This is a genomic window from Paenibacillus glycanilyticus, from assembly GCF_051200795.1.
GTDB classification, from domain to species: Bacteria; Bacillota; Bacilli; order Paenibacillales; family Paenibacillaceae; genus Pristimantibacillus; species Pristimantibacillus glycanilyticus.
Genome location: NZ_CP195155.1, coordinates 4,061,763 through 4,087,759 on the forward strand (window position 1 = coordinate 4,061,763; position 25,997 = coordinate 4,087,759).

The window sequence follows — 25,997 nt, forward strand, 5'->3', positions numbered from 1 at the left end:
AGGTGTCCTTCGTAACAATCAGTTGGCTTGTCCGATATAAATCCGGTTCCTGCCATTGTTTTTTGCTTCATAAAGCGCCATATCCGCTCTGTAGAATAGGGATTCCACGCTGATTTTCTCGTTCTCAAACGTCCATTCGGAGACACCGCAGGATACCGTCACAACCGGCTGAGTTTCTGCTTCCACATGGGTTCGGATCCGTTCCGCAATTCTGTAAGCCTGTTCCGAACGGATACCCGGCAAATAAACCGCCAATTCCTCCCCGCCCCATCTTGCGGCAATGTCGCCCTGCCGGATCGAGCTGCGGATGATGCTGCTTACCTGTACCAGAATCTGATCGCCAACCTGATGGCCGAACGTGTCGTTGATTTGCTTGAAATGGTCGATATCGACGAGGATCAATGCACCGAGCGGATCTTTCCTCTGACGGCTTTGAATCTGCTCATTGAGATAATGGCGGGCGTGCAGGCCCGTCAAATTATCCGTAATCACCATTCTCCGGACTTCGGCATGAAGCGATGCATTCGTAATGGCCAGCCCTATATGCGTCGACATGACCTGCAGAAGCTTGTAATTGTCATAGGAAAAGAAATTCGCGCTTTTATGGGCAACCATTATAACGCCGACAACTTCCGAATCGACAAGAATCGGCGTAGCAATTAGCGAGCGTGCTCCCGTATTGTCCATAAGCTTGGAATTGACGACTCTCGTGTGCCAATAATCCGAAATGATAAGCGGCTCTTTCGTCCGATGCACGATGCCGCAGAACCCGTATTCGGGAGAGAAATGCTCGCTAGACATGGCAGGGATATTGCTCGCCATAACGACAAACTGATTTTTCTCTTTGTTAAGCTGAAGAACGCAGCAATAATCGGCGTCAAAGACGCTTAGAAGCTCTGATGAAGCAAATTTGAAAATTTCCTTCAGCTTCAGCGATTGGTTCAGCCTCTTCGTAAGCTCGTTAATCAATCTTAATTCATTAATAAGAAGGTTCGACTGCTCGTATAGCTTCGCGTTCTCAAACGCTGTGCCGGCCGTATCGGCCAGCAAAACAAAAGCCGGCAGGTCCGCATCATCCCAGCTGCTCGCGTTAACCGTCAAGCATAAAACGCCGTAAGCAGCCTGCTTGCCCGTCATGGGTACCGCAAGACGTTTAGTCCCATCCCGGTCCTGCTCGGTCACGAGCTTGCCTTCCAGAAACGACTTGGCTACCAGGTCATGCGCCGCATTTTTAAATACAAGGGGTTTGACTCGGGAATCCCCGTTGACATGATCCTGCGATAAATACAATTGCGCAATTGAATTCGGATATAACTGCTCCAAACTGCTTAACATTTCGGACAATACCGAAGTGACGTCGAATTGGTCATACAGCCTTTTGGCCGCCAAAAACAAGGCATCGCGCCTGCTCGCTTCCTTGTCCGTCCGCTTTTGCTGCAATAGCAGATCTTTGATGTAGAGCTGCTCAAACCTGCGGTAAAAGCATGTCCGGAAATGAAGCGCGCTAAGCTGCGCGATGGACTTGGCCTGAGCTCCGTCAAGAAAATCTGTTACATAAACCAAGACGCAAAAAGGACGACGATCCGATCGAGTGAGTACGGGAACGGCCACGGCCTCCAACTTCCGCTCATCTTCTGTCGCAGATTCTGATGATGTCATGGAATCGGCAGCAGCCTGCCGCGCGGCGGCAATTGCCTCCGCCTGACGATATATCTCCATGGTTCCCGCGGAACCAATCACATTGCTGTTCAAATCTAACAATACGAACTGCCCGCCTACCGGCATCGCTTGCTCATCGGAATCCTTGCGCCAGCAAGCAAAGCTCTCCTGCAGCAACGGCAGCAAGTACGGTTCATCCGCAGCTTGAATATCTTCATTCTCAAACCATATTGTTCGCATATCCTCTTCAATCCGATGAGCTGCCGCGGCAGTTTCATCTAACGCCTGTGGATTATTATATAAATCCGCCATCGGCAACACCCAGCCCTTCCCTCTATATAAAGGAGACGAGTCTATCAAGCTATTATTTCAATTTATAATATACTTTATTTTTGAGAATTTTGCACTACTCAAAATTCCATCTTTTAGGTCTTTTGAACCGCGTCCGCTGCCGTTGATGGGAAGTGCTGGCGCCTTGACAAAGGCAAGCAATTTCATATATTATCTATAAATGAATGCATGGGCGTACGGTTTTGTGTCACCCTCAGAAATACGTTCGCTGATATACCAGCGGCTGAACTGTTTATCAGGCTTCGAAGATTTCGAGCATAGAGCGTATTCGGCGAAACACAACCCCATCCTCAAAAATACAATTTTGAAGGAGTTACACAACTCATGTCCCGTTATACAGGTCCTAAATTTAAATTAAGCCGCCGTCTTGGTATTTCCTTGAGCGGTACTGGCAAAGAATTGAAACGTCCATTCCCTCCAGGCCAACACGGTCCTAACCAACGCAAAAAGCTTAGCGGTTATGGCGTTCAATTGCAAGAAAAACAAAAACTGCGTCACATGTACGGCTTGAACGAGAAGCAATTCCGCAACTTGTTCGACAAAGCGGCTAAACTGAAAGGTATCTCCGGTGAAAACTTCATGGTCCTTCTCGAAAGCCGCCTGGACAACCTCGTGTTCCGTCTTGGTTTCGCTAACTCCCGTGCAGGCGCACGTCAGTTGGTATCCCACGGTCACGTAACGGTTAACGGCAAAAAAGTCGACATCGCTTCCTTCACAGTATCGACTGGCGACGTAATCGGTCTGCGCGAGCGCAGCCGTGGTCTGAAATCGATCAAAGAAGCGATCGAAGGCCGTCATCACCTGCCGAACTACCTGGAATTCAACGATACAGCTGTTGAAGGCAAATACGTTCGTCTTCCAGAACGCGCTGAGCTTTCCCAAGAGATCGACGAAAAACAAATCGTCGAGTTCTACAGCCGTTAATCGCTTGACTCGGAAACCCCGGGAGCTTATGCTCTCCGGGGTTTTTACCGTTTACTTCATAGGTTAAACCTATAAAGAGAATAGATATTATATATTTCACTTATATGGCTAAAGGAGGTAAAACTAAAGTATAACCTATCGGAGGCGATGAAACATGATCAATCAAGGCACGCAGGCATGGAATCCCGGGACGTACGATACGCAGCTCGGGTTTGTATCAAAGCTCGGCAAAGGCATTCTGGATTGGCTGGATCCGCAGCCAGGAGAACATATTCTGGATCTGGGCTGCGGTACAGGCGATCTCGCCGTTGAAATCGCCGGATCGGGCGTGAAGGTAACCGGAATGGATCAGTCGGAAGCCATGATTGCATCCGCAAGAAGCAAATATCCGGATATTACCTTCATCGTTGGAGACGGTGAGCAATTCCGCTTCGAGGCTCCGTTTGATGCCGTTTTCTCGAACGCGGCTCTGCACTGGATGACAAATGCCCGCGGTGTTATCGAATCCGTTCGGGATTCCTTAAGGGGCGGAGGAAGGTTTGTTGCCGAATTTGGCGGCAAGGGCAATGTAGATGTTTTTGTCCAGGCCTTTTACGAGGTGATGCCGCGATACGGGATAGATCCGGCTGAACGGAACCCTTGGTATTTCCCTTCGATTGGCGAATATGCAAGCCTGCTCGAACAAAATGGATTCGAGGTAACAATTGCCGAGCATTTCGACCGCCCTACTCCTTTGCCTGAAGGAGAAAAAGGGGTAATGCATTGGCTGGACGGATTCGGGGATGCTTTCTTCAAAGGCCTCGATAACGCCGATAGAGAGTCTGCCAAGCAAGAGGTATACGAGGCAGCCAAACAGAAGCTGCAGGTCGTCAGTGGCGTTTATCAAGCTGATTACAGACGTATCCGTATATCTGCCGTGAAATTATAGGAAAACCTATTCTATAACGGCAAAAGAAATCCCGGAGAGGCTCTAATTGTCCTCTCCGGGATTTTTAGGTTTCGTTATGCTTTTTTCTCCACAGGCTCGGCAGGCTGCGGGATTTGCACAGGCGCCTCGGCAGCAGCTGCCACAGGCTGAGCTAGTGTACCGGATACCCGGGACGTTAAGTTTTTCATCAGGGAGTTGACATCAATTCCGGATACGTTTTTCAGCATCTCCGGTGCTGTCGCCATTAAGCCGGTTACGTAATTGCTTAAGCGGGCAGCCCCTTCGCCATGACCGGTATCTACAACCGTCAGCTTGTCGATGCCTTTAATCGGCTCTGCCACTTTGCCCGCAAGCTCAGGCAGCATTTTTACGATGATATCGAGAACCGCAGCTTCGCCAAAGCTTTCGAACGCTTGTGCAAGCTTTTCCTTCGCTTCCGCCTCGGCAAGACCGCGAAGACGGATAACCTCGGCTTCGGCCGTACCTTTCGCGCGTTCCGCGTCGGCGATCGCAAGACCGTCCAGACGCTTCTGCTCGGCAAGCGCCTTCGCTTCCGATTCGATGCGGTATTGCACCGCATCCGCTTCGCGGAGCTTTTTGGTTTTATCCGCTTCGGCCGCTTGTTCGACCGCATAACGGTCGGCTTCGGCTTTTTTCTTCACTTCCGCATCATACTGCTTCTCGCGGCGCAAAATTTCTTTCGCTTCCAGGTCAATCTCGCGTTCCTTCCGGACGAGCTCAACCTTCATCTGCTCTTCTACCACGCTCTGCTTCGCGCGCGCTTCCTGAATCGAATAAGCTTGATCCGCTTCCGCTTTCGCCATATCCTGCTCGCGTTTGAATGAAGCCACCTTCAGTTCTTTCTCTTTGGCAGCTTCGGCGATATTAGTATCGCGCAGAAGCTCGGCCTTTTGTCCTTCTTCCTCGGCAATCGCCTTCTTAATCCTGGAGTCTCTCACCGCCTCCGCTTCCGCGATATCCGCATCGCGTTTTACGGCAGCGATACGCGGTTTACCAAGGGCATCGAGATATCCATGCTTATCCCGCAAATCCTTGATCGTGAAGGAAACGATCTGCAGGCCCATCTTTTTCAAATCCTTGGCTGCGACGCCCTGCACCTCTTGCGCGAATTTATCGCGGTTCCGGTAAACCTCTTCTACCGTCATCGTACCGAGAATAGCCCGGAGATGACCTTCCAGCACCTCTTGCGCCTCGCTCTTCAAAGCTTCGGTTGGCTTGCCCATGAACTGCTCGGCTGCCGTCGCCACATCCTCAACGATACCGCCGATTTTGATAATCGCGACACCATCCGCCATTACAGGTACGCCTTGTTCCGTGTATACTTCCGGAGTAGAGACGTCCAGCTTGTGGGAGAGCAGCGACAGAAACTCTGCCTTCTGGAAGATCGGAAGGATAAAGGCGCCTCCGCCGCGGACGATTTTAATTTTACGGCCGGTTTCATCCGCGCTTACGTTGCGGCTTCCCAAGAAGGAACCCGTTACGATCATCGCTTCGTCTGGGCTTACGGTACGGTAGCGCGCCCAAAAGGCAATACCGAGGATAACAAATACGGCAACTACAATTGAAGGAATAATAAGATACTCTGGCATGAACTTTCTCCTCTCAGTCTAGCACTTTTTAGTAGGGGTCAAGCTTGGAGACGTACAACGTATTATCTTTTACTTCCACAACAACAACCCGGGAACCGCCTGGTATGTCATCACCGTCGAAGCTGGCGGCAATCTGGTTGGTATATCCCGCGCCAGCTTTGACAAGCACTTCGCCGTAGCCCTTGGATGGGATGGCCGTAATCACTTCGGCGATCTTGCCGCTTAGGTCCTTTTCCGAGAGCGCAATCGAATTTTCGCTTTCGCTCATCGGCTTTACATACAGGAAATAGCCGCTGCCGCCAATAACCACGCCTCCCGCAAGAGCAAGAATAAATACGGCTGCGAGCCCAAGCGCCGTGTAATGCGCAAGCAGCAGCCCTGCACCGCCAAATGCGGTAATTCCGCCAACCAAGGTTGTCGGATTAAGCCATGGATGACCGTCCAGCGACAAAAAATCAAGAATGCCGCCTAGCGCGTGACCGATCAAATCCCCAAGCAGAGCGCTAATGATGGCATATAAAGCTCCGCCAATGAGACATCCCCAAAATACCGCCTCCAACTTCCTCCTCCTCTCACAGCAACCATATGCTGTTAATTCATACGCGTATCCCCCCGCTTTTGTTTCGGAAAAATGGGAGATTTCTAATCGCAGGCTTCATTTTTTTAATTTTTTCAAGCATTTGCAGTAAAACTATTCTAATTACGCATACAACTTTTTCTGGCTTTCAACGTCTATATAGACGGCAAATGCTGCTTAAGGCATCCGTCGGCGAAAGCACACTGCCGAAATTAAACATTTGGGCAATATAACAATACGTGAAGCATACATCGTTGCGATTTGACATCATTCGCCGGCATCTCCATGTCAACCAACGCAGTTCAGCTTTACTACCACAGGGCTACAGGGAAGTCAATCATGCTAGTGCTCCAAATAAACGTTCTGTGTTATAATAGGTTCTGGTCATTTAGAGGGGGAATTTGTACATATGCAAGAAGAAGATCGCAAATCGCCGCCCCGCAGGAGCGGATGGCGTACTTTCGGAATCATATCATTGATGACTGTCAAATGGCTCATTTATTTCGGCATTTTTATCGGTTTATTAACCGGCGGGGCTTTAACCGGCTATGTCGCCTCGCTTGTCAAAGACGAAGCGGTGCGTCCTCGCACATTAATTGAGGAGAAAGTAAACGAAAATTCGATTACGGGATATGTGTATTTCAATGACGACACGCTGGTCGGACAGCTCCGGACCGAGGAGGACCGGACGCCAATCGAATACGACGATCTGCCTCAGCAGGTTATCGATGCCGTGCTTGCCATTGAGGATAACAACTTCATGCATCACAAAGGCGTCGATATCAACGGTCTTGGACGGGCAGTGAAACAGAAGCTATTAAATGAAGAAACGCAAACCGGCGGCAGTACGCTGACGCAGCAGCTGGCTAGGCGCGTATTCCTCAGCTTGGACAAGACGGACAGCCGTAAAGTAAAAGAGATGTTTCTTGCACTCCGCATGGAGCGTTATCTGACCAAAGGCGAGATTCTCGCCGCTTATTTGAACAAGGTCCCGTTCGGCAACGGTTCTAGCGGCTATAATCTATACGGTATTAAATCGGCAGCCCGGGGGCTGTTCAATATCACCGACCTTAATCAATTAAATATTGCTCAGGCTGCTTATCTGGCCGGCCTGCCGCAGCGCCCTTCGGCCTATACCGCGTTCACGAGCAAAGGACAATTCGATGAGGAAGGCTTCCAGCTTGCAATTGAACGCCAAGGCACCGTACTCTCGCAGATGCTGAAATTCGGACGGATTACGAAGCAGCAATACGATGAAGCAAAAGCTTTTGATATCCGCTCCTCCCTCGCACCTCCATCGGAAAAGGCATATACGACTTATCCTTACCTGATGCTGGAGGCGGAACGTCAGGCTGCTGAAATCCTGGTTCTTCAGGAGAATCCGAAGCTTACCCAGTCGGACCTGAAGAAGAAAGAAAACTCCGCGCTTGTAGAAGATGCCCGACAGCGTCTGCTCAACGGCGGTTATCATGTCTATACTACGATTGACAAAGAGATCTACAAGATCATGCACGATATCGCGGCAAATCCTAAGAATTTCTCCGCCTTCAGCAAGGAGAAGGGTCTCGAGCAGACTGCAGCTGTTATGATCGATCATAAGACTGGCGCCATTCTAAGTATGCTGGAAGGCCGCGACTTCTACGAGGAGCAAATGAACTTTGCCACTCAGATGACGCGTCAGCCAGGTTCGGCGATGAAGACGATCGCCGCCTATCTGCCAGCTATTGATAAGGGACTCATTCAACCTGCAAGTATTGTTGATGATGCTCCCGTGGTACTGAAGGATGGACAAAAAGGCTTCCATATCCCGAAAAACTCGACGAACAGATACCTTGGGCTTGTGACGGCGCGCGAAGCACTTAATCGCTCGCTCAACCTGCCGGCTATCAAGATCTTCCTTGACGATGTTACGATCAAAGGCGCATGGAGCTTCGCGCGCAATCTTGGCATTACGACCTTGCAGCCGCAGGACGACAATGCGCAGACCGGCGTAATTGGCGGTCTCAGCATCGGGGTTTCGGTTGAAGAGCTGACGAATGCGTATGGCGCGATTCCGAATAAAGGCGTCTTTAACGATGCTTACATGATTTCTAAAATTACCGATTCGCAAGGAAAAGCGGTTTACGAGCATAAAGCTGCTCCAAAGCAAGTATTCTCGCCGCAAACGGCATTCCTGGTTACCGACATGCTGAAGACGGTCGTATCGAGCGGCCAAGGTACCGCTCATTCGTTAACTTCCGACTTCAAGCAATACGGTAAAATTCCGATCGCAGGCAAAACCGGTACGACGCAAAGCTACGGTGACGTATGGTTTATGGGCTTCACCCCGGATGTTACCCTTGGCGTTTGGGCAGGTTACGAAGAGCAAATTCATACGTTATCCGACCCTGGCAAGAAGCGGGCACGCTCGATCTGGGCGCTTATGATGAATGAGATTACAAAAGCTAAGCCCGAGCTCTTCCCGACGAAGGAATTCGAACGTCCTTCCGGCCTTGTGAAAGCTACGGTATCCAGCGCAAGCGGCAAGCTTCCAAGCCAGCTGACGAAGGAATCCGGCATGCTTGTCACGGACTGGTTCAATCAGAAGTATTTGCCGAAGGAAACCGATGACGCTTTGGTGAAAATGGCATATATTCCGTTCAACGGCGTCAACTATGTTCCTAATCCGGCTACACCAAAAGACATGGTGCGCGAACGAATCGTTATTAAGCGGAAGAAACCGCTGGATGAATTAATGGATGAAATCAGGGCGGCGCAAGAGAAGCTTCCGGCAAGCAGCAGAAAATCGCTTGAATCCTATTTACCTGCCGATGCGGATACCAATGCGCCATCCAAAGTGGATCCGCGGGTAGATGACGGCAATGCGCCAAATGCGCCAAGCAATGTGAAGCTGCAATCTATTGGATCCGGAGTCGTTATGCTGACCTTTACAGGCGGCACCGAGAAGGATATTGTAGGCTACCGGGTTTATCAATCCGTAAACGGACAGCCTGCCCAAAAGGTTGGGGATTCCATTCTCGTTGGCGATGAACTGAAAGCAAAAATGACGGTATCCGGCAATCAAGGCTACAGCTTCTATGTCACTGCGGTCGACGTAGCCGGCAAAGAATCTGCGGCAAGTCAAGTCGTTACATTCGGAAAAGGAGCTGTAGAGCTTCCTGGCCTTCCTGGTTTGCCTGGCGATAACACCAACACCGACAACGGCAGCAACACGGGTACCGAGCATCCGGATCTGGCTCCGCCTTCCTCACCAAGCGGCTTGGCTGCAGCACCAACTGATTTGAGCGTGCTGCTGACTTGGAACGCAAATGCGGATGCCGAATACGTTACGACTTATCATGTATACTTCAGCGCAAATAACGACGGTAAATACGTTGAGGTCGGAAAGACTCAAAAACCAAGCTTTGAATATGCTTCACCGCTTACGACCGGTACCTTCTACGTCATTGCGGAGAACGATACCGGCAAATCCCCTCCTTCGCAGCAAGTAAAGGTTGGGAAATAAATACTCCGCATTCGAATGTTCTTTCAACCGCTGTTGCTCGGGAACTCCTTGAACTTAACCTAATATGGTTGGATTTCCCGAGCAAAGGCGGGCGCTAACGCTTTTCCAGAATCATTCGAAATGCTCCGTATTAAGTAAGAAAAGAAAAAGAACAGAAAAAAGCGCCACGGATTAATCCGTGGCGCTTTTTATTATTCAACAATATTAGTCCTCGATAGTCGACAGGTCGCCTGTTGGGAGGTTAAGCTCCCAAGCTTTGAGGACGCGTCGCATGATTTTGCCGCTGCGTGTCTTCGGCAGCTTGTCTTTGAACTCGATTTCGCGTGGCGCGGCATGAGCGGACAATCCGACTTTTACGAATTGCGAAATCTCGGCCTTCAGCTCATCCGAAGCTGTATAGCCCTCACGAAGGGCGATAAACGCTTTAATAATCTCGCCGCGCATGGGGTCCGGCTTGCCGATTACCCCCGCTTCTGCGACTGCTGGATGCTCTACAAGCTTGCTCTCTACTTCAAACGGGCCTACCCGCTCACCGGCTGTGTTGATGACATCATCAATACGGCCTTGGAACCAGAAGTAGCCGTCCTCATCCATATAAGCAGAGTCGCCGGAAATGTACCAGCCTTGAATACGGAAATATTCCTCGTATTTCGAAGGATTGTTCCAAATTTTCCGCATCATTGATGGCCATGGCGTCTGTACAGCCAGGTTACCCATGCGATATGGCGGAAGCTCGTTGCCTTGATCGTCGATAATCGCCGCTCTGACGCCTGGCAGCGGTTTACCCATCGAACCCGGCTTGATATCCATGGACGGATAGTTACAGATCAGCTGAGCGCCGGTTTCCGTCATCCACCATGTATCATGGATGCGTTGATTGTAGACCTTCATTCCCCAGCGCACAACCTCCGGGTTAAGCGGCTCGCCAACGCTGAGCACGTGACGCAGGCTCGACAGATCAAAGGAGCTTGACAGGTCGTCCCCTGCTCCCATCAGCATACGGAATGCGGTTGGGGCACTATACCATACCGTTACGCCGTACTTCTGGATCGTGCCATACCAGTCGCTTGGACTGAAGCGTCCGCCACGGATCACGTTTGTCGCTCCGTTCAGCCATGGCGCAAAGACGCCGTAAGAGGTTCCCGTAACCCAGCCCGGGTCAGCCGTACACCAGTAAATATCGCCTTCTTTCAGATCCAGTACGATTTTACCGGTGTAGTAATGCTGAATCATGGCGTTCTGTACGTGGAAGACCCCTTTTGGCTTGCCGGTAGAACCGGATGTGTAGTGGAGAATAAGGCCATCTTCGCGATCAAGCCATTCGATCTCGGCGTCTTCCGAAGCTTGGGTCATCTCCGCACTGAAGTCGACGATAACATCGTCAGCCGCTACATTGTCGCCAAAGACAAAAATATGTTTCAGGTTAGGCAGCTCGTCGCGTTTAATTCGCGGAAGAAGAGCCGGCGTCGTAATAATCGCCGTTGCTTCGCTGTCCTGCAAGCGGTCTTTGACTGCCGTCTCCATAAAAGCTTCGAATAGCGGGCCTACAACGGCACCTACCTTCAGGACGCCTAATAGGCCAAAATACAATTCCGGCGTGCGCGGCATAAAGATAAATACCCGTTCTCCCTTGCCGATGCCGTATTTCCGCAATACATTCGCGAAACGGTTCGACTGCTTGCTCATTTGTTCATACGTATAAGATTCATCGCGCGCGCTGTCGCTGTAGTAAAGAGCGATATTCGCGCCTTTACCGGATTCCACATGACGGTCAATGGCTTCGTACGCCATGTTTACTTTCCCTGTTTCATGCCAGCTGAATTGGCTTTCAATCTCTTCCCATTTGAAATCATTCGATGCTTGCTCGTAATTCTTAAGATTCGGATTTGTTGCCACTGCTGGAATTCGTTCTTGATGCAAGTTGATCATTCTATCACTCTCCCATCAAATCTGTTAAACATTAACCGCAAAGAATACGCTTTCAATTGCTAGCCGGATCTTGCAGGCAAACAAGCCGTCCATCAATCGCATCTTTCCCGGTTACTCAACCGCCACAACAATTATAGCATAATGACTTTCCATTCGACTATGCTTTTCATTTTCCCCGATGTTTGCTATAACCTTAAATATAAGGGAGCTCACGGCCTCGGAAAGGAGATACCGTTATTGGAGCATCGCAAAATGTATCAACGGCAGCAGATAGAATTGCAGGACGGCCGAATCTGCATCATTGAAGGTCCCGTCCCTCCGGAGTCCTTGCAGACACTCGCCATGCATGCCGATCTGGACGCGTTCAGGCGGCCCAAGGATCAGCATGAAGCACTGGTGGAGATTGCAGGTCTTGAAGAAGGACGCATTATTTTAGCCCGCGTAGACGAGCTGATAGTCGGCTATGTCACCTTTCATTACCCGGACGAGCTGGAACGCTGGTACGAAGCCGGCATGCCGGATTTAGTTGAACTCGGAGCCATTGAAGTAGCGGATCAATACCGATCCTACGGGCTCGGCAAAAAAATGATTCAATTGGCTTTCGCAGACGGACAGCTTGAAAATATGATCGTCTTTACCACCGAGTATTACTGGCATTGGGATTTGGAAGGGACAAAGCTGAGCGTATGGGAGTACCGGGGAATTATGGAGAAGCTGATGAAATCCGTCGGCATGGTCTGGTACGCAACCGATGATCCGGAGATTTGCTCGCATCCCGCAAACTGCTTGATGGTACGCATCGGCAAAGAAGTACCACAGGAATCCGAAGAGCAGTTCGACCGAATCCGCTTCAGGCAGCGTTTCATGTATTAGCGTGTTTTTATTTGGGAGGTTAAGAAGTGACTAACGCAATATTCGTTCATCATTCTGACAGTACCCGTTATCAATTTGGAGAGCAGCATCCGTTTAGCCCTTTTCGTATTGCTCTAACGCTTGATTTGCTGCATGCCGCGGGAGCACTCCAACAGGATCAAATGAACTCCCCTTCCGCGACGGCAGACGAGGAGCTGCTTGCGCTCGTTCACCGGGCGGATTACATCAATACCGTTCAGCAGCTAAGCTTGGAGAGCCCTGCCCAAGAAGCGGCCGCGGCTGCCGGAAAATACGGACTTGATACGGAGGACACACCCTTTTTTCCCGGAATGCACAACGCTGCGGCGACCATAACTGCCGGCTCCGTTCACGCTGCTGAACTCGTCATGAGCGGCCAAGCTGTTCATGCTTATCATATGGCCGGCGGCCTGCATCACGCCTTTCCTGACCGCGGTGCGGGGTTCTGCGTCTATAACGACGCTGCTGTTGCTATTCAATACATACGCCAAACCTATGGCGCGCGCGTCTTGTATATCGATACGGATGTCCATCACGGGGACGGCGTGCAATGGAGCTTTTACCATGATCCCGATGTCTGCACCTACTCCATTCATGAAACCGGCAAATTCCTTTTCCCCGGAACCGGATTTGTCCATGAGAAAGGAGCAGACACCGGTTACGGAGCCTGCTACAATATACCGATGGAGCCTTATACGGAGGACGACTCTTGGCTGGAATGCTTTCGCAGCTCGGTAACAAAAATCGCCGAAGCCTTCAAGCCCGATATTATCGTAAGCCAACATGGCTGTGACGCACATGCGTATGACCCTTTATCGCATATTCATTGCAGCATGAGAATCTATCAGGAAATGCCAATGATCATCCACGAGCTTGCCCACAAGCATACGGAGGGTCGCTGGGTTGCTCTAGGCGGCGGCGGTTACGACTGGTGGAGGGTTGTCCCCAGAGCCTGGTCGCTTGTCTGGCTGACGATGACGGATCATCCGATCGTAGACCGGCTAATCTGTCATGAAGACGTTCCGCTGCCACAAGCCTGGCTGGATAAATGGTCCGCCTCAAGCCCTGATCCCCTTCCCGCAAGTTGGCTGGATGATAGAAGTCAGCTCCTGCCTATTCCGCGGAGAGCAGAAATTGAGAGCAAAAACCGCCAGACCGTAGCCATCGCCATTCAAGATCTATGAGAAACCAACGTATCTGAAAATAAAAAAACGCCCGTACCTTTAGGTACGGACGTTTTTTTGCGTTAAATATGCTGAATCATGTCATCTATAATCGCATAAGAATTGTTGGCTGCCGTTACCGTAAACTCCGCGTAATTCACATGCGCTGAACCGTCAGCTTTATCCGACATCGAGCGGATAACAACAAACGGTACTTCATTCAAATCGCAAACATGCGCGACCGAAGCGCCTTCCATCTCCGCACATGCGCCCTGCATGTTCTCATACAGCTCGCGAACCGTATCCCGGCTTGCGATGAACTGATCGCCGGACAATACTTTACCGATCAAGCTACGCCCTTCAAACAGACGCTCGCTTGCTTCCGATGCAAGCTTCACGAGCCGTTCATCGGCCGTGAACTCCGAACGCTCCTGATAAGGAATAACCCCTTTGGCGAATCCAAGAGGCGTTACGTCCATATCATGCTGTACGCAGCTGGATGAAACGACGATATCGCCGATATTGAGACGCGGATCAAGCGCCCCTGCTACACCGGTGAACAAGACGCTGTCAACACCCAGATCAATCAGAATCTGCGTGCAGACAGCCGCGTTAACTTTCCCTACACCGGATTTGCAGAACACAACCGTCTTCCCATGAAGCTGGCCTTCGTAATAGGTAATGCCAGCTTTCGTTACGCTGTTTGTTACATGAACATTTTGATGCAACAGCTCGATCTCTTCGACCATTGCGCCAATAATACCGATTTTATTAAAAGCCATTATGCTTGCAAACCTCCAACGGATTGCCGAACAACGATTTCATGCGGCAAAACCACTTTCGCGTGTTCAACAACTTCCTTCTTCATCAGCTTCGTGAGCAGACGCATCGATACCGCGCCAATATCATACATCGGCTGGGCAACGGCGGTCAGCTGCGGACGAACCATCGAAGCCATACGCGTATTGTCAACACTGATTACCGAGACATCGTCAGGCACTTTCAGACCGGAGTCTTGAATGCAGTGAATGGCGCCAATAGCCATTTCATCCGTAGCTGCAAACACGGCGGTAGGACGCACCGACAGATCAATGAAATATTTCATGGCTTCAACACCCGATTCGTAACGGTAATTACCCGTGCGAACCAGCGTTTCATCGTATGGAATTCCCGAGTCTTCAAGCGCACGCTTGTACCCTTGGAAACGGGCATAACCATTGGCCGGATCCTGCAGCGTACCGCTGATCATCGCAATACGTTTGTGGCCTTCCTGAACCAGCTTGCGCACGGCGTCGTAAGCCGCTTCTTCATGGTTAATGTCAACAGACGGAATTTGACCGTTCTCATCCGTTGTTGCGCAAAGGACGATTGGCACATTCGCCGTCTTGAACGCCTGCATATGCTCTTCCGTCACAGCGCCGCCCATAAAGAGCAGCCCGTCCACTTGCTTTTCCAAAAGCGTGTTGATTACGCGGATCTCTTTATCCTTCTTCTTGTCCGCGTTGCACAAAATAATATTATAATGGTACATATTCGCAATATCTTCAATACCACGCGCAACCTCGGCGAAATTCGCATTCGAAATATCCGGAATGACAACGCCGACCGTCGTCGTTTTCTTGCTGGCCAAGCCCCGAGCAACCGCATTTGGACGGTACCCGAGTCGTTCAATAGCCTCGTACACCTTTTTGCGCGTTGCCGGCTTCACGTTCGGATTGTTGTTCACAACCCGAGAAACCGTAGCCATCGATACTCCTGCTTCTCTTGCTACATCATAAATGGTAACCGTCACGGTACTTCTCTCCAATATCTCAAATTTTATTTACGTTCGCTGCATATTAACGTAATCATACGACAAAATATTACTTTTCGCAATGTTAGCGCATGTCTGGCGTCAATCTGTGCTTCATCATGCAGCGAATGGAGAGTGATATTCCCGTATGGCTTATGTATGCATGGACCGTCTGCTAAGTTGAGATAGCCTTTTGTTAATATCAGCAATCCATTCCTCATCATGAAGCGATTGCGCAATCAGATGCAGGTCGAGCAGATTGTTGATGCGCTCTTGCGTCAGCCGTTCGATATGATACGGATCCGGCTGGTTTTTGTCTTCACTCGCTTCTACGAGCAGGTCTGCCCATTCGTTGCATTCATTAAACAAAAATGTTTGCTTCGGCGGCTCCTGACCCAGCTTTGCGATGAGTCCGGTCAGATCCGGCTTCACATCGGGAAGTACTTCGCTGCGGCTGCATACCGAGCATGAATAGATCGGAACATTGTCGATTTCGACTTTCCCCGAATAAATCACTGTACGCAGTTTCATCTTCATGATGTCACCGCAATGACACCTTTTCTGCACTTTAGTCCACTCCCTTTACGCGCTTCTCTTCCGTTCCTGTTTTCTATTTCGAGATGCGTAAAGGATTCGACCTTTTCTGCATAAAATCCTGCTTATCCGCACTATGTAATTTTTACTATGGAGCGACTTTCCGCCAGCGCTTCTTCAAGAATGGAATCGATACCAGAATGACCCAAATGGCCGCCCCGATCATATCGTTCCGAATATCCATCACATCGGGCATCCTGCCGCCAACAAAGGATTGATGGTATTCATCCGTCACTCCGTAAAGACCGCACCCGATAATTATCGACAGCTTGAAGAGGAGACGGTCGCCCTTTTGTCCAAGTCCGTAATCGAAAGAGGCAGCCAATATAAAGTAAGCGATGAAATGCCCCCAGTCGAAGCTTGCCATATGCGGGAAAAACTTACGGAAGAACGGCAGCATCGTATTCATCTCATCGCCCGTGCGGGAGGAAAATGCGAATATAACCGCCATCCAAATCACGGCCGGCACAAAACGGAGGATCCGGCGTCTGTTCGTTTGATTCATGTGTTCTCCTTCGTTACAATGAATATGAAATAATAAATACGGGAGGAAATCAATCATGTCACTACATAATAAAACGGTTATTTGTCTGCTTGACGACGAGTTCGAGGATCTCGAGCTTTGGTATCCGGTATACCGAGTCCGCGAAGCCGGAGCCACCGTCCTGTATGCCGGCCCGGAAAAGGGCAAGAAGCATATCGGTAAATACGGCGTCCCCGCTGTCGCCGATCTCTCCTTCGACGAAGTAAACAGCGCCGATATTGCCGGCCTGCTCGTTCCCGGCGGCTGGGCGCCGGACAAGCTGCGCCGTTATCCAAAGGTGCTCAAGCTTGTTCAGGAGCTTGATGCGGCCGGCAAGCCGATTGGCCAAATCTGTCATGCCGGCTGGGTTCTCATCTCCGCCAAAATCCTGCAAGGACGCAAAGTCACATCCACGCCGGGCATTCGCGACGATATGGAAAACGCCGGCGCCGAATGGTTCGACGAAGCGGTTGTGGTAGACGGAAATCTAATCTCCGCACGCCGTCCGCCGGATTTGCCTCCTTATGCAAAGGCTTTTGTTGACGCCTTGGAGCAGCAGGCCTAGCCGAAAGCGGCACTAAGACAAAAGGAGCCCTCCGCTAAATCGCGGAGGCTGCCCCTTTCCCGTCAACGGAATCCATAAATTGCTTCAGCTTCTGATGAATGTCCGCGCTTATGCGGCATTCCAGCAGCTGCGGCAGCAGCAAGCGGCTGTCTTCCTGCGTTGTGCAGAGCAGCCGCTCTTTCACTTGCAGAATGGAATGGGAGGACATACTGATTTCATCCACGTCAAGCCCCAGCCAGATCGGCAGCGCACGCAGGTCCCCTGCAAGCTCGCCGCATACTCCAACCTTGATTCCGTTCCGCTTGGCCGCTTCAACTGTCTGCTTCAGCATGCGAAGCACCGCAGGGTGAAACGGTTCATACAGATAACTGATCTCCTCATTCATCCGGTCGACCGCTAGCGTGAATTGAACAAGATCATTTGTTCCGATGCTGAAGAAATCAACCTCCTGCGCAAGCAAATCCGAAAGCATAACGGCAGCCGGCACTTCAACCATAATGCCCACCTGGATGCCCGGATCGTAAGCGATCCCTTCCCTCTCCAGCTCCTGCTTGGCTTCCGCCAGCACCTGGTTAGCCGCTCTTACTTCCTCTACCGACGAAATCAGCGGATACATCACCTTCACTTGCCCATAGCTGCTCGCGCGCAAAATCGCTCTCAGCTGCGTCTTGAACAAGTCCTTGCGATCAAGCGAGATTCGGATAGCCCGGTAACCAAGGAACGGATTGTCCTCTTCCGGAATATTGAAGTAATCAAGCTGCTTATCTCCGCCAATATCCAGCGTCCGGATAATAAGCGGTTCGCCTGCCAGCTTTTCGGCGACGCTTTTGTAAACCTCGAACTGCTCCTCTTCCTTAGGGAAACGGTTCCGGTCCATGTACAGAAACTCCGTGCGGAACAATCCAACGCCATGCGCGCCGCTCGACAACGCGACTTCCAGCTCCTTCAGGGAGCTGATATTGGCCGCCAGACCAAGCACCTTGCCGTCCGGTGTCACCGACTGGTGCCCGGCAATGCCGCTCAGACGATGTCTCGCTTCCGCCTGCCTGGTTTGAAGCTCGGAGTAATGCTGGATTAACGAGTCATCCGGTTCAATGAACAGCAGTCCTTCCGTACCGTCGATAATAAGGGATTGACCGGTCTGGATCGGCTCCTCCAGCTTGGCTTCTACCCCTACGACTAGCGGTACGCCAAGAGCGCGGGCCATAATGGCGGAATGAGAGGTCGAGCTTCCGGCAAGCGTCACAATGCCAAGCACGTTGTTCGGGTTGATATGGGCCAGCTGGGAAGGCGAAAGCTCCCGCGCAATCAGAATAAAAGGCTGGGTATCCGATGGGAGAGTAATCTCCGGAGCACCAAGCAAATGCTTGAGCAGGCGGTTTCCTACATCCTTGATATCGAGGGCGCGTTCCTTCATGTACTCGTCATCCAGCAGATCAAACATCGTGACGAAATGATCAATGGCTTCCTTCACCGCAACTTCCGCCGCTTTATACTGACGCTGAATGATCCCCTGAATCTCGTTCATAAACACCGGATCGTCCAAAATCGCGAGATGCGCATCGAAAATTTGCGTTTCGTCGGAACCAACCACTTCTCTGAGCTCATCCTTGATCTGTTCGATCTCATGCTTGGATGTACGTATCCCCTCGTAGACTCGCTCGAATTCACGGGCGAAATCCGCTACATCCACTCGCTGCTCGGGAAATTCCCACTCCCAGTTCGGCAGCACAAAAGACTTCCCGATCGCAATGCCGGCCGAAGCTCCTATTCCTTGTATCATGGTTTTTCCCCTCCACCATTTCTCTCTTTAAGGACAACGGATAAAACCGAAGACTGCCCCTTCTTCACTGCTTTAAAAGGCGCGAAGCGCCAGGAATGAACAAGATCCGAATTGGTAATAACCATCGGCGTAGCAAGAGATTTGCTTTCCTTGCGTACGCGCTGCAGATCAAAGCGCACGAGCATGTCGCCCGGCATAACCTCCTGCCCCTCCTCGACAACCGCTTTGAAATACGATTTTCCGGTGAGCTTGGAAGTGTCGATACCGATATGAAGCAGAACCTCAAGCCCTTCCTGCGTGCGAATGCCTACGGCATGCATCGTTGGGTACACGATCATTACCGTGCCTTTAACAGGCGATACAAGCTCGCCTTTCTCGGGAATAAAGGCAACGCCTTGTCCAACCAGCTTGCCTGCAAATATCGGATCGGGAACATCCTCGAGCGGAATCATGCGTCCTTGCACAGGCGAGCTGAACAGCACCTGCTCCTGGTCGCGTTGAATCGCTTTTAGCATCTCTGCCCGGATTAATTCCGAGTACGTACCGAATACGACCTGGACGTTACCTCCGCCGAGTCTAAGCACCCCTGCCGCCCCCAGATTTCTCAAGGCATTGTTATCGAGCAGCTTCTCGTTGGAAACTTTAAGGCGAAGCCTTGTAATACAGGACTCCATCTGCACAATGTTGTCCTTGCCGCCGATTGCCTGCAGGATAAGGGGAGCTCGGTAAGGAATGTCGCCCGCCCATTCGTCGAGCTGCGAGCCTTCCTCGCGGCCCGGGGTAGGAATCCGGAACCGGTTGATTGCCCAGCGGAACACCAAGTAATACACAAGTCCAACTACAATCCCGATCGGGATCAGCAGCCAGCCTCTTGTAGCCAGATGTTCGTTAATAATGTAGTCGATAACGCCGCCGGAGAAAGAGAATCCGTGCCGGATACCCAATTCATAGGTGACCCACATAATAATGCCCGACAAGATCGCATGCACCACAAACAAATAAGGCGCAACAAACAAAAAGGCAAACTCGACAGGCTCCGTGACTCCCGTCAGAAAAGAGGCCAGAGACGCATAAAGGAACGTCTTCCGGATCTTTGGCTTCAAATCTTCCCTGGCCTCGTGAATGATGGCGAACGCGATAGCCGGTAAAGCAAACATGACGATCGGATACATGCCGGCCATAAATGCCCCGGCAGTCGGGTCGCCTGCGAAAAACCGCGGCAAATCGCCGTATACCATCGATCCGTCCGCCGTCTCATAGCCCCCCACCTGGAACCAGAACACATGGCTGAGCAGGTGATGAAGACCAAACACAACTAGAATCCGGTACAAGAATCCGAACAAAAACACGCCAAACCCGCCGCCGGAAGCGACGATATCTCCGAGTCCCTCCAGCATGCGCTGAATTAACGGCGCAACGCCGATCATGGCCATGGACAAGATAACGGTTACAACACTGACGAATAAAGGCACAAACCGCGGCCCGCCGAAAAACTGTATATACTCCGGTAATCGCAGGTTCTTAAAACGTTCGTAACTGAAGCCGGAAATCATACCGATAATGGACCCTACAAACACGGTTGGTTCGATTTGCGGATCGGCCGTTCCGGTGACGCCAACATAAATTACCATCCCCGCAAGCGCAGCCATACCGGCTGCCAGCGCGTTGCCCGTTAAACCCAGCGATACGCCTAGGGCAAAGATATAGGGAAGAAACGTGAAAATCGCATGGCCTGCAGCCTGCAAATAGTCCGCGGTATCGGGAATTCCAAGAAGATCCCATGGCAGCTGGCTTAGAAATAAAAAGATTGCCGCAGCGGGAAGTACGATCATAGGCAGCATAAAAGCCCGTCCAAGCTGCTGAAACCTTCCTAGAAAATTCACTTTTTCACCTCCTAAAAAGAATTATTGCGTTTTGTGCGATAATTCTTGCTTCGTAAGCATTCGCTTAAAGAATTATTGCGTTTTTTGCGATAATTCTTGCTTCGTAAGCATGTACTTACGCGTTTGCGATAATTTTTCTTGCCTGATCCTTTTCTCTATAACGATGGTAAGGCGTTCAGGCTTTTTTGTCAAAGCAAAGACGGGCCTTGATGGCCCGCCAATGTAAGGTATAACTTAAAAGGCACTGTTTAGGTTGTCTGCTTCCCATGGGGCAGAAGAATCGAATCCTCCACCTTGATGCAGCGGTCCATAATGACCTGAAGTCCACCTTCGGATGCAATTCTCGCCGTTTCGTCATTCGCGATGCCAAGCTGCAGCCAAAGTGTCTTCGCGCCGATAGCCACGGCTTCTTCCGCAATCGGAGGCGTATGCTCGGGACGGCGGAAGACGTTCACGATATCAACCGGCTCCGGAATATCTTTGAGAGAAGCGTAACTCTTCTCGCCCAGAATGGTCTCGGCAGCGGGATTTACCGGAATGATGCGGTAGCCCTTCTTTTGCATCGCCTGCGATACCATGTAGGATACGCGGTCCGGCTTGTCGGACAATCCCACGACGGCAATGGTGTTGCTCGCTTGCAGAATTTCCTTGATTTCATCTCGGGTCGGATTTTCAAATGCCATAATCAGCGCCTCGCTTTCATCCTTTTTCCTTTATTCTACCCATTCTACGTTTGCGCCTAACGCTTTCAAATGATCAAAATAAATCGGATAAGACTTGGCAACATGATGCGCGTCGCGGATCCTGATTGGATTTTTGGCGCGCAGGCCAACAACGGTGAGCGCCATAATAACGCGGTGGTCATAATGGGCATTAATCTCTACGCCGCCTTCAACGCCTTCCGGACGGCCGTGAACGATAATCTCGGCTTGGCGTTCTTCTACATTAGCGCCTGCTTTGCGCAGCTCGTTCAAGTAGTCCGTAATCCGGTCGCATTCTTTGTAACGCAGATTCTCAACGTCGTAGAAGCGCGAAGTGCCTTCGGCAAAGACCGCCGCGGCAACCATCGCGAGAACCGCATCCGTTGCTTTATCGCCATCGAACTCAACCGCTTTAAGCTTGCCGTTGCCTTTAACGTGAACGATGCCGTTCTCGTGCGTAAGAGGTACTTCCATCATGCGCAGCACGTCAACGACCGCGCGTTCGCCTTGCTTGCTGTTCTCAGCCAGACGGTGAACGATGACATCCGAATTCGTTACCGCAGCCGCAGCAAGAATCGCCGCCGAACCCGGGTAGTCGCCTTGAACGACATATTTCTTCGCTTCGTATTTCTGGTTGCCCGGTACGCGATAATGCATGAGATCTTCGCTGGCGTGAATCACGATGCCTGCCTGCTCAAGCACTTCAAGCGTCTGTCCCACAACAACCTTCGATTTCAGATCATGCAGCACTTCGATCTCGCTGTCTTCCGGGAGAAGCGGAGTAAGGAACAGGAGCGCGCTCAGGAATTGCGAGCTGACGTTGCCGGATACTTGAATTTTGCCGCCTTTTGGCGCTCCGCCCTGGATGCGGATTGGCAGCTTGCCTTCATTATGTTCAATCTTTACGCCCATTTGGCCAAGCGCATCGATCAGATCGTTATGCGGGCGTTTGCCCAAGGAATCCGGATAACGGTTAATGAAAGTAACATCCGGGCACAGCGAAGCAATGGCCATCAGAAAACGCAGTACCGCGCCGGCATTGCCAACATCCAGTTGATCTACCGCTTTCGGATTTTTGCCAAAGCCCGTGATGACGATTTTCTCGTCGTCCTCTTCCACGATTGCACCCAAATCGCGGATGCAACGGCGCATCGCGTCGCTGTCTTCACTGTGAGCCGGGTAATAGATGGTGCTAGTACCATCGGCAAGAGCAGCGACTAGCAGGTAGCGAGTCGTATAGTTTTTAGAGGAAAGCGCTTGAATTTCCCCTTGGAGTGTTGGAGTAGGTGTAACAATTACGTCCATTATGCAGCAATTCTCCTTTTAATTAGAGTGGTTCGTTATTTCTCCCGCAATGCCTTCAATATCGCCTCGGCCGCTTCATGCGGCGTTAATGACGTCGTATCCAATCGGAGATGAGCGAAATCGTAAGCATTCTTGCGCTGCTCCATAATCCGGTGAACGTTGGCTGCAATATCGCCCTGCAGCAACGGACGCGACGTATCGGATTTCACCCGATCGATAATATGCTCCGCATTTGCCGTAAGCGCAACGACGAAACCATGCTTCAGCATGGCTTCCCGGTTCTGTTCCATCAGCACGCAGCCGCCGCCTGTCGCAATAACGGAGCTTTCCTCCGCTTCCAATAACGATGCCAGCACTTTGCTCTCGATGTCGCGGAAGCCCGCTTCGCCAAGAGTCTCGAACAGACTCGAGATCGTTCCTTCGCGCTCTACAATCACTTCGTCCGAATCGTAACGGGACCAGCCAAGTTGCTCTGCAAGCAATCGGCTGACGGTGGATTTGCCCGTTCCCATAAAGCCTACCAATACAATTTTGCTTGTGCGTTGCTTCAATGCAAGAACTCCCCTGTCTTCTTTTCCCCTGCATACATGCTTTTCCACAACATCATATCATTTTTTATCAGGTATAGGGTATAAAAATGTTGCATATGCCGTATGGATGATAATGATGCATATTTCATAAATAGGAGTGAAAAGGCATGACCACTGAATCGAATTTGCCTGACAGCCGCCTGACCAACGAAAGAATTGACCGAATCCTGAGTCCCGATCATCCGTTATGCCGCGAAGACGTGGTCTGGATGCTTGAATATATTAAAAAAAAGGTGGCTGACGGGGACCCTGCACTCAGGGACCTTTCGCAGCCACGCTTATTGAAAAACTTTCATTATTTCGCCGAAGCCTCCATGCTGCTGATCCGCCGCAAGCATTACTCCGAACAGGAGGCTACCCGCCTGCGGAATTGCCTCATCGAAGCTTCATACGGGCTAAAATAATCAAACCGGATTAGGAATTCATCCAGTTGTAGTGGAACGTACCTTCTTTGTCCAGACGTTTGAAGGTATGCGCACCGAAGTAGTCGCGTTGCGCTTGCAAAAGGTTTGCAGGCAGACGCTCAGAACGGTAGCTGTCGAAGTACGACAATGCGCTTGCGAATGCTGGCACCGGTACGCCGTTAGCTACAGCTGTGCCAACCACTTCGCGCCATGCGCCTTGGTACGAATCAACGACACCTTGGAAGTAAGGGTCAAGAAGCAGATTGCTCAGGTTAGGATCGCGGTCATAAGCGTCCATGATGTTTTGCAGGAAGCGCGCACGAATGATGCAGCCGGCACGGAAGATCTTTGCGATGTCGCCATAGCGAAGGTTCCATTCATATTCTTCGGAAGCTGCGCGCATTTGCGCGAAGCCTTGCGCGTACGAGCAAATTTTCGAAGCGAAGAGCGCTTTGCGAACGGATTCGATGAATGCTACTTTGTCGCCTTCGAAAGGTTTTTTCTCAGGACCGTTCAGTACTTTGCTAGCTGCGATGCGCTCGTCTTTCATAGCGGACAGGAAGCGGGTAAATACGGATTCCGTGATGATCGACAGTGGCACGCCAAGGTCGAGGGAGCTTTGGCTTGTCCATTTGCCGGTACCTTTTTGGCCAGCGGAGTCAAGGATAACGTCAACCATAGGCTTGCCAGTCTCAGGATCGTATTTGGAGAAGATGTCAGCCGTGATCTCGATCAGGTAGGAGTCGAGTTCGCCTTTGTTCCACTCCGTGAAGATGCTGTGAAGCTCTTCAGCGTTCAGGTCCAACGTGTTTTTCAGCAGGTCGTAAGCTTCGCAGATGAGCTGCATGTCGCCGTACTCAATGCCGTTGTGAACCATTTTTACATAGTGGCCCGCACCGTCCGGACCGATATATGTGCAGCAAGCGTCGTCGCCGACTTTTGCCGAAATAGCTGTAAGGATAGGCTCAACCAGCTTGTAAGCCGATTCTTGGCCGCCTGGCATGATCGAAGGACCTTTCAGGGCGCCTTCTTCACCGCCGGATACGCCAGTACCGATGAAGCGGATGCCTTGCTCTTCAAGAGCTTTGCTGCGCCGAACCGTGTCAGGGAAATAAGCGTTGCCGCCATCGATGATGATGTCGCCTTTGTCCAGATGCGGAACAAGAGCGTCGATTGTTGCGTCAGTACCTGCGCCGGCTTGTACCATGATCAGGATTTTGCGAGGAGATTCGAGCGATTGCACGAACTCTTCAACTGTGTATGCAGGAACAAGGTTCTTGCCTGCGGATTCTTTGATCAATTCATCTGTTTTCTCACGGGAACGGTTGTACACCGATACAGTGAAACCTCTGCTCTCAATGTTCAGGGCAAGGTTTTTACCCATAACGGCGAGGCCGATAACGCCAATTTGCTGTTTAGCCATTTGGTTCTTCCATCCTTTTCTTTATAATATGGTGGTCTTCAATAGTCTTATATTACTCCTTTTGCAAGGAGATGAAAACCATTTGCGCGGAATTTGTCGGCATTCGTCCATTAGTTTTCCTGACCGCTTTAGAAAGTTTACCTTATATTGCGGAGAAATGCTAACCAGAAAATGAGAATTCCGGACAGACAAAAAAACGAATCAATCAAATGATTCGCCAGGAACCATCCGTTGATTCGTTTTTGGGAAAAAAAATTATCTATGAGATCTCAAAGCTCCAGCTGCAGCATTTCCGAACGTAGCAGTACCAGCTTTTCCTTCGACTCGGCGACGGCTTCCTCGTTGTTCTCCTGGAGTGCGTCGAACAGAACCGTCAGCTCATAATCCAGTTCATAGCGCAGCACCGCCGCGCGTTCCTCGGCACGCTTGGATTGGAAAGCCTTAATCATTTCCTCTATAGTTACGAATGGCTTCTTTTGATAAATAATCCGATGTTCCATTCCGGACACCTCCACAAGTCGTATTATTTCACCAAACATGATGTTCTCAATGACGATCTGACGATCTTTGATCCGCTTGACTATCGCATGTCCGCGCGTGTCATTAATAAGCTTTTCAAGCAACTCCGACAGCTTCTCGTCCTTAATGGTGTAATCCCCGACGATCTTGTAACGGTTCTTCATCCGCTGAAACCTTAACTTCACGAGCTTACGACCTGTTCGAATTGAAATGAGGAACTGCCCCTCCGTCTCGCTCCAATACAAGGAGTACCCTTCCTGAATGAGATCACGGATGAGGTTCTGGATTTGCCGGCGGTCAAAACGCAGCTCCAAATTGCAATATTCGACTTCGTAGCTCTTATTCACGGCAATCCCTCCTTTCAAGCATTTGACGAAA

General features: G+C 50.8%; 22 protein-coding genes. 7 read left to right on the top strand and 15 right to left on the bottom strand.

All coding sequences use genetic code 11. The features are described from left to right. Positions 1 to 18 precede the first annotated feature (18 nt). The gene (locus ACR9FF_RS18575) at positions 19 to 1,971 is read right to left on the bottom strand and encodes a diguanylate cyclase (protein ID WP_435163617.1); all 1,953 of its coding nucleotides are present in this window, start codon (positions 1,969 to 1,971) and stop codon (positions 19 to 21) included. A gap of 363 nt (positions 1,972 to 2,334) precedes the next feature. Here ACR9FF_RS18575 and rpsD point away from each other — a divergent pair, with 363 nt between their 5' ends. Beyond that, positions 2,335 to 2,934: a 30S ribosomal protein S4 gene (gene rpsD, locus ACR9FF_RS18580; RefSeq protein ID WP_127493491.1), complete on the top strand. Its 600-nt coding sequence runs from the start codon at positions 2,335 to 2,337 to the stop codon at positions 2,932 to 2,934. Between the two features lie 154 nt (positions 2,935 to 3,088). Then, positions 3,089 to 3,862, top strand: a complete 774-nt coding sequence (locus ACR9FF_RS18585; RefSeq protein WP_435163620.1) for a class I SAM-dependent methyltransferase — start codon at positions 3,089 to 3,091, stop codon at positions 3,860 to 3,862. 74 nt (positions 3,863 to 3,936) lie between these two features. Here the strand turns inward: ACR9FF_RS18585 and ACR9FF_RS18590 are convergent, their stop codons facing one another. Together ACR9FF_RS18590 and ACR9FF_RS18595 are read right to left on the bottom strand one after the other, a co-directional pair. Beyond that, complete coding sequence (locus ACR9FF_RS18590) at positions 3,937 to 5,472, bottom strand: flotillin family protein (protein ID WP_317978504.1); 1,536 nt, start codon at positions 5,470 to 5,472, stop codon at positions 3,937 to 3,939. A gap of 28 nt (positions 5,473 to 5,500) precedes the next feature. Then, entirely contained in the window at positions 5,501 to 6,031 is a 531-nt protein-coding gene (locus ACR9FF_RS18595) for a protease (RefSeq protein WP_435163622.1), read from the bottom strand. A 427-nt stretch (positions 6,032 to 6,458) separates the two neighbouring features. On the opposite strand from ACR9FF_RS18595, the gene ACR9FF_RS18600 reads away from it, so the two are divergent. After that, positions 6,459 to 9,554, top strand: coding sequence for a transglycosylase domain-containing protein (locus ACR9FF_RS18600; RefSeq protein WP_435163624.1), 3,096 nt, complete (start codon positions 6,459 to 6,461; stop codon positions 9,552 to 9,554). 204 nt (positions 9,555 to 9,758) lie between these two features. On the opposite strand, the gene acsA is transcribed toward ACR9FF_RS18600, so the two are convergent. Continuing rightward, positions 9,759 to 11,483 carry an acetate--CoA ligase gene (gene acsA, locus ACR9FF_RS18605; RefSeq protein ID WP_435163626.1) on the bottom strand — a complete coding sequence of 575 codons (1,725 nt, stop codon included), beginning with the start codon at positions 11,481 to 11,483 and terminating at the stop codon, positions 9,759 to 9,761. A 237-nt stretch (positions 11,484 to 11,720) separates the two neighbouring features. On the opposite strand from acsA, the gene ACR9FF_RS18610 reads away from it, so the two are divergent. Beyond that, the gene (locus ACR9FF_RS18610) at positions 11,721 to 12,356 is read left to right on the top strand and encodes a GNAT family N-acetyltransferase (protein WP_435163628.1); all 636 of its coding nucleotides are present in this window, start codon (positions 11,721 to 11,723) and stop codon (positions 12,354 to 12,356) included. A gap of 26 nt (positions 12,357 to 12,382) precedes the next feature. Next, complete coding sequence (locus ACR9FF_RS18615) at positions 12,383 to 13,558, top strand: acetoin utilization protein AcuC (RefSeq protein ID WP_435163630.1); 1,176 nt, start codon at positions 12,383 to 12,385, stop codon at positions 13,556 to 13,558. A gap of 62 nt (positions 13,559 to 13,620) precedes the next feature. On the opposite strand, the gene ACR9FF_RS18620 is transcribed toward ACR9FF_RS18615, so the two are convergent. From ACR9FF_RS18620 to ACR9FF_RS18635, 4 genes are all read right to left on the bottom strand, one after another. Continuing rightward, positions 13,621 to 14,319, bottom strand: coding sequence for a 5'-methylthioadenosine/adenosylhomocysteine nucleosidase (locus tag ACR9FF_RS18620; protein WP_248757710.1), 699 nt, complete (start codon positions 14,317 to 14,319; stop codon positions 13,621 to 13,623). Beyond that, a complete protein-coding gene (gene ccpA / locus ACR9FF_RS18625; RefSeq protein WP_127493511.1) occupies positions 14,319 to 15,329 on the bottom strand; it encodes a catabolite control protein A in 1,011 nt (336 codons plus the stop codon). Before ccpA ends, ACR9FF_RS18620 begins: the two co-directional genes overlap by 1 nt. 153 nt (positions 15,330 to 15,482) lie before the next feature. After that, positions 15,483 to 15,896, bottom strand: coding sequence for a hypothetical protein (locus ACR9FF_RS18630; protein WP_015845371.1), 414 nt, complete (start codon positions 15,894 to 15,896; stop codon positions 15,483 to 15,485). A gap of 115 nt (positions 15,897 to 16,011) precedes the next feature. Next, positions 16,012 to 16,428 carry a VanZ family protein gene (locus tag ACR9FF_RS18635; RefSeq protein ID WP_127493513.1) on the bottom strand — a complete coding sequence of 139 codons (417 nt, stop codon included), beginning with the start codon at positions 16,426 to 16,428 and terminating at the stop codon, positions 16,012 to 16,014. A 55-nt stretch (positions 16,429 to 16,483) separates the two neighbouring features. On the opposite strand from ACR9FF_RS18635, the gene ACR9FF_RS18640 reads away from it, so the two are divergent. Beyond that, positions 16,484 to 17,011, top strand: a complete 528-nt coding sequence (locus ACR9FF_RS18640) for a type 1 glutamine amidotransferase domain-containing protein (RefSeq protein WP_127493515.1) — start codon at positions 16,484 to 16,486, stop codon at positions 17,009 to 17,011. Positions 17,012 to 17,045: 34 nt separating this feature from the next. On the opposite strand, the gene ptsP is transcribed toward ACR9FF_RS18640, so the two are convergent. From ptsP to ACR9FF_RS18665, 5 genes are all read right to left on the bottom strand, one after another. Beyond that, positions 17,046 to 18,794 (bottom strand): phosphoenolpyruvate--protein phosphotransferase, encoded by a 1,749-nt coding sequence (gene ptsP, locus ACR9FF_RS18645; RefSeq protein WP_127493517.1) that lies wholly within the window; start codon positions 18,792 to 18,794, stop codon positions 17,046 to 17,048. Further along, positions 18,791 to 20,677, bottom strand: a complete 1,887-nt coding sequence (locus ACR9FF_RS18650; RefSeq protein WP_201001220.1) for a glucose PTS transporter subunit IIA — start codon at positions 20,675 to 20,677, stop codon at positions 18,791 to 18,793. The genes ptsP and ACR9FF_RS18650 overlap by 4 nt, the downstream gene beginning before the upstream one ends. A gap of 248 nt (positions 20,678 to 20,925) precedes the next feature. Beyond that, positions 20,926 to 21,360, bottom strand: coding sequence for a CoA-binding protein (locus tag ACR9FF_RS18655; RefSeq protein ID WP_127493521.1), 435 nt, complete (start codon positions 21,358 to 21,360; stop codon positions 20,926 to 20,928). A 30-nt stretch (positions 21,361 to 21,390) separates the two neighbouring features. Beyond that, positions 21,391 to 22,683, bottom strand: a complete 1,293-nt coding sequence (gene aroA, locus ACR9FF_RS18660; RefSeq protein ID WP_127493523.1) for a 3-phosphoshikimate 1-carboxyvinyltransferase — start codon at positions 22,681 to 22,683, stop codon at positions 21,391 to 21,393. Positions 22,684 to 22,718: 35 nt separating this feature from the next. Beyond that, entirely contained in the window at positions 22,719 to 23,234 is a 516-nt protein-coding gene (locus ACR9FF_RS18665; RefSeq protein WP_127493525.1) for a shikimate kinase, read from the bottom strand. Between the two features lie 146 nt (positions 23,235 to 23,380). On the opposite strand from ACR9FF_RS18665, the gene ACR9FF_RS18670 reads away from it, so the two are divergent. Beyond that, positions 23,381 to 23,677 (top strand): hypothetical protein, encoded by a 297-nt coding sequence (locus ACR9FF_RS18670; protein WP_127493527.1) that lies wholly within the window; start codon positions 23,381 to 23,383, stop codon positions 23,675 to 23,677. A 10-nt stretch (positions 23,678 to 23,687) separates the two neighbouring features. On the opposite strand, the gene gndA is transcribed toward ACR9FF_RS18670, so the two are convergent. Together gndA and ACR9FF_RS18680 are read right to left on the bottom strand one after the other, a co-directional pair. Then, positions 23,688 to 25,100, bottom strand: a complete 1,413-nt coding sequence (gndA, locus tag ACR9FF_RS18675; protein ID WP_201001224.1) for an NADP-dependent phosphogluconate dehydrogenase — start codon at positions 25,098 to 25,100, stop codon at positions 23,688 to 23,690. A 269-nt stretch (positions 25,101 to 25,369) separates the two neighbouring features. Next, complete coding sequence (locus ACR9FF_RS18680; RefSeq protein WP_127493532.1) at positions 25,370 to 25,966, bottom strand: hypothetical protein; 597 nt, start codon at positions 25,964 to 25,966, stop codon at positions 25,370 to 25,372. Positions 25,967 to 25,997 lie beyond the last annotated feature (31 nt).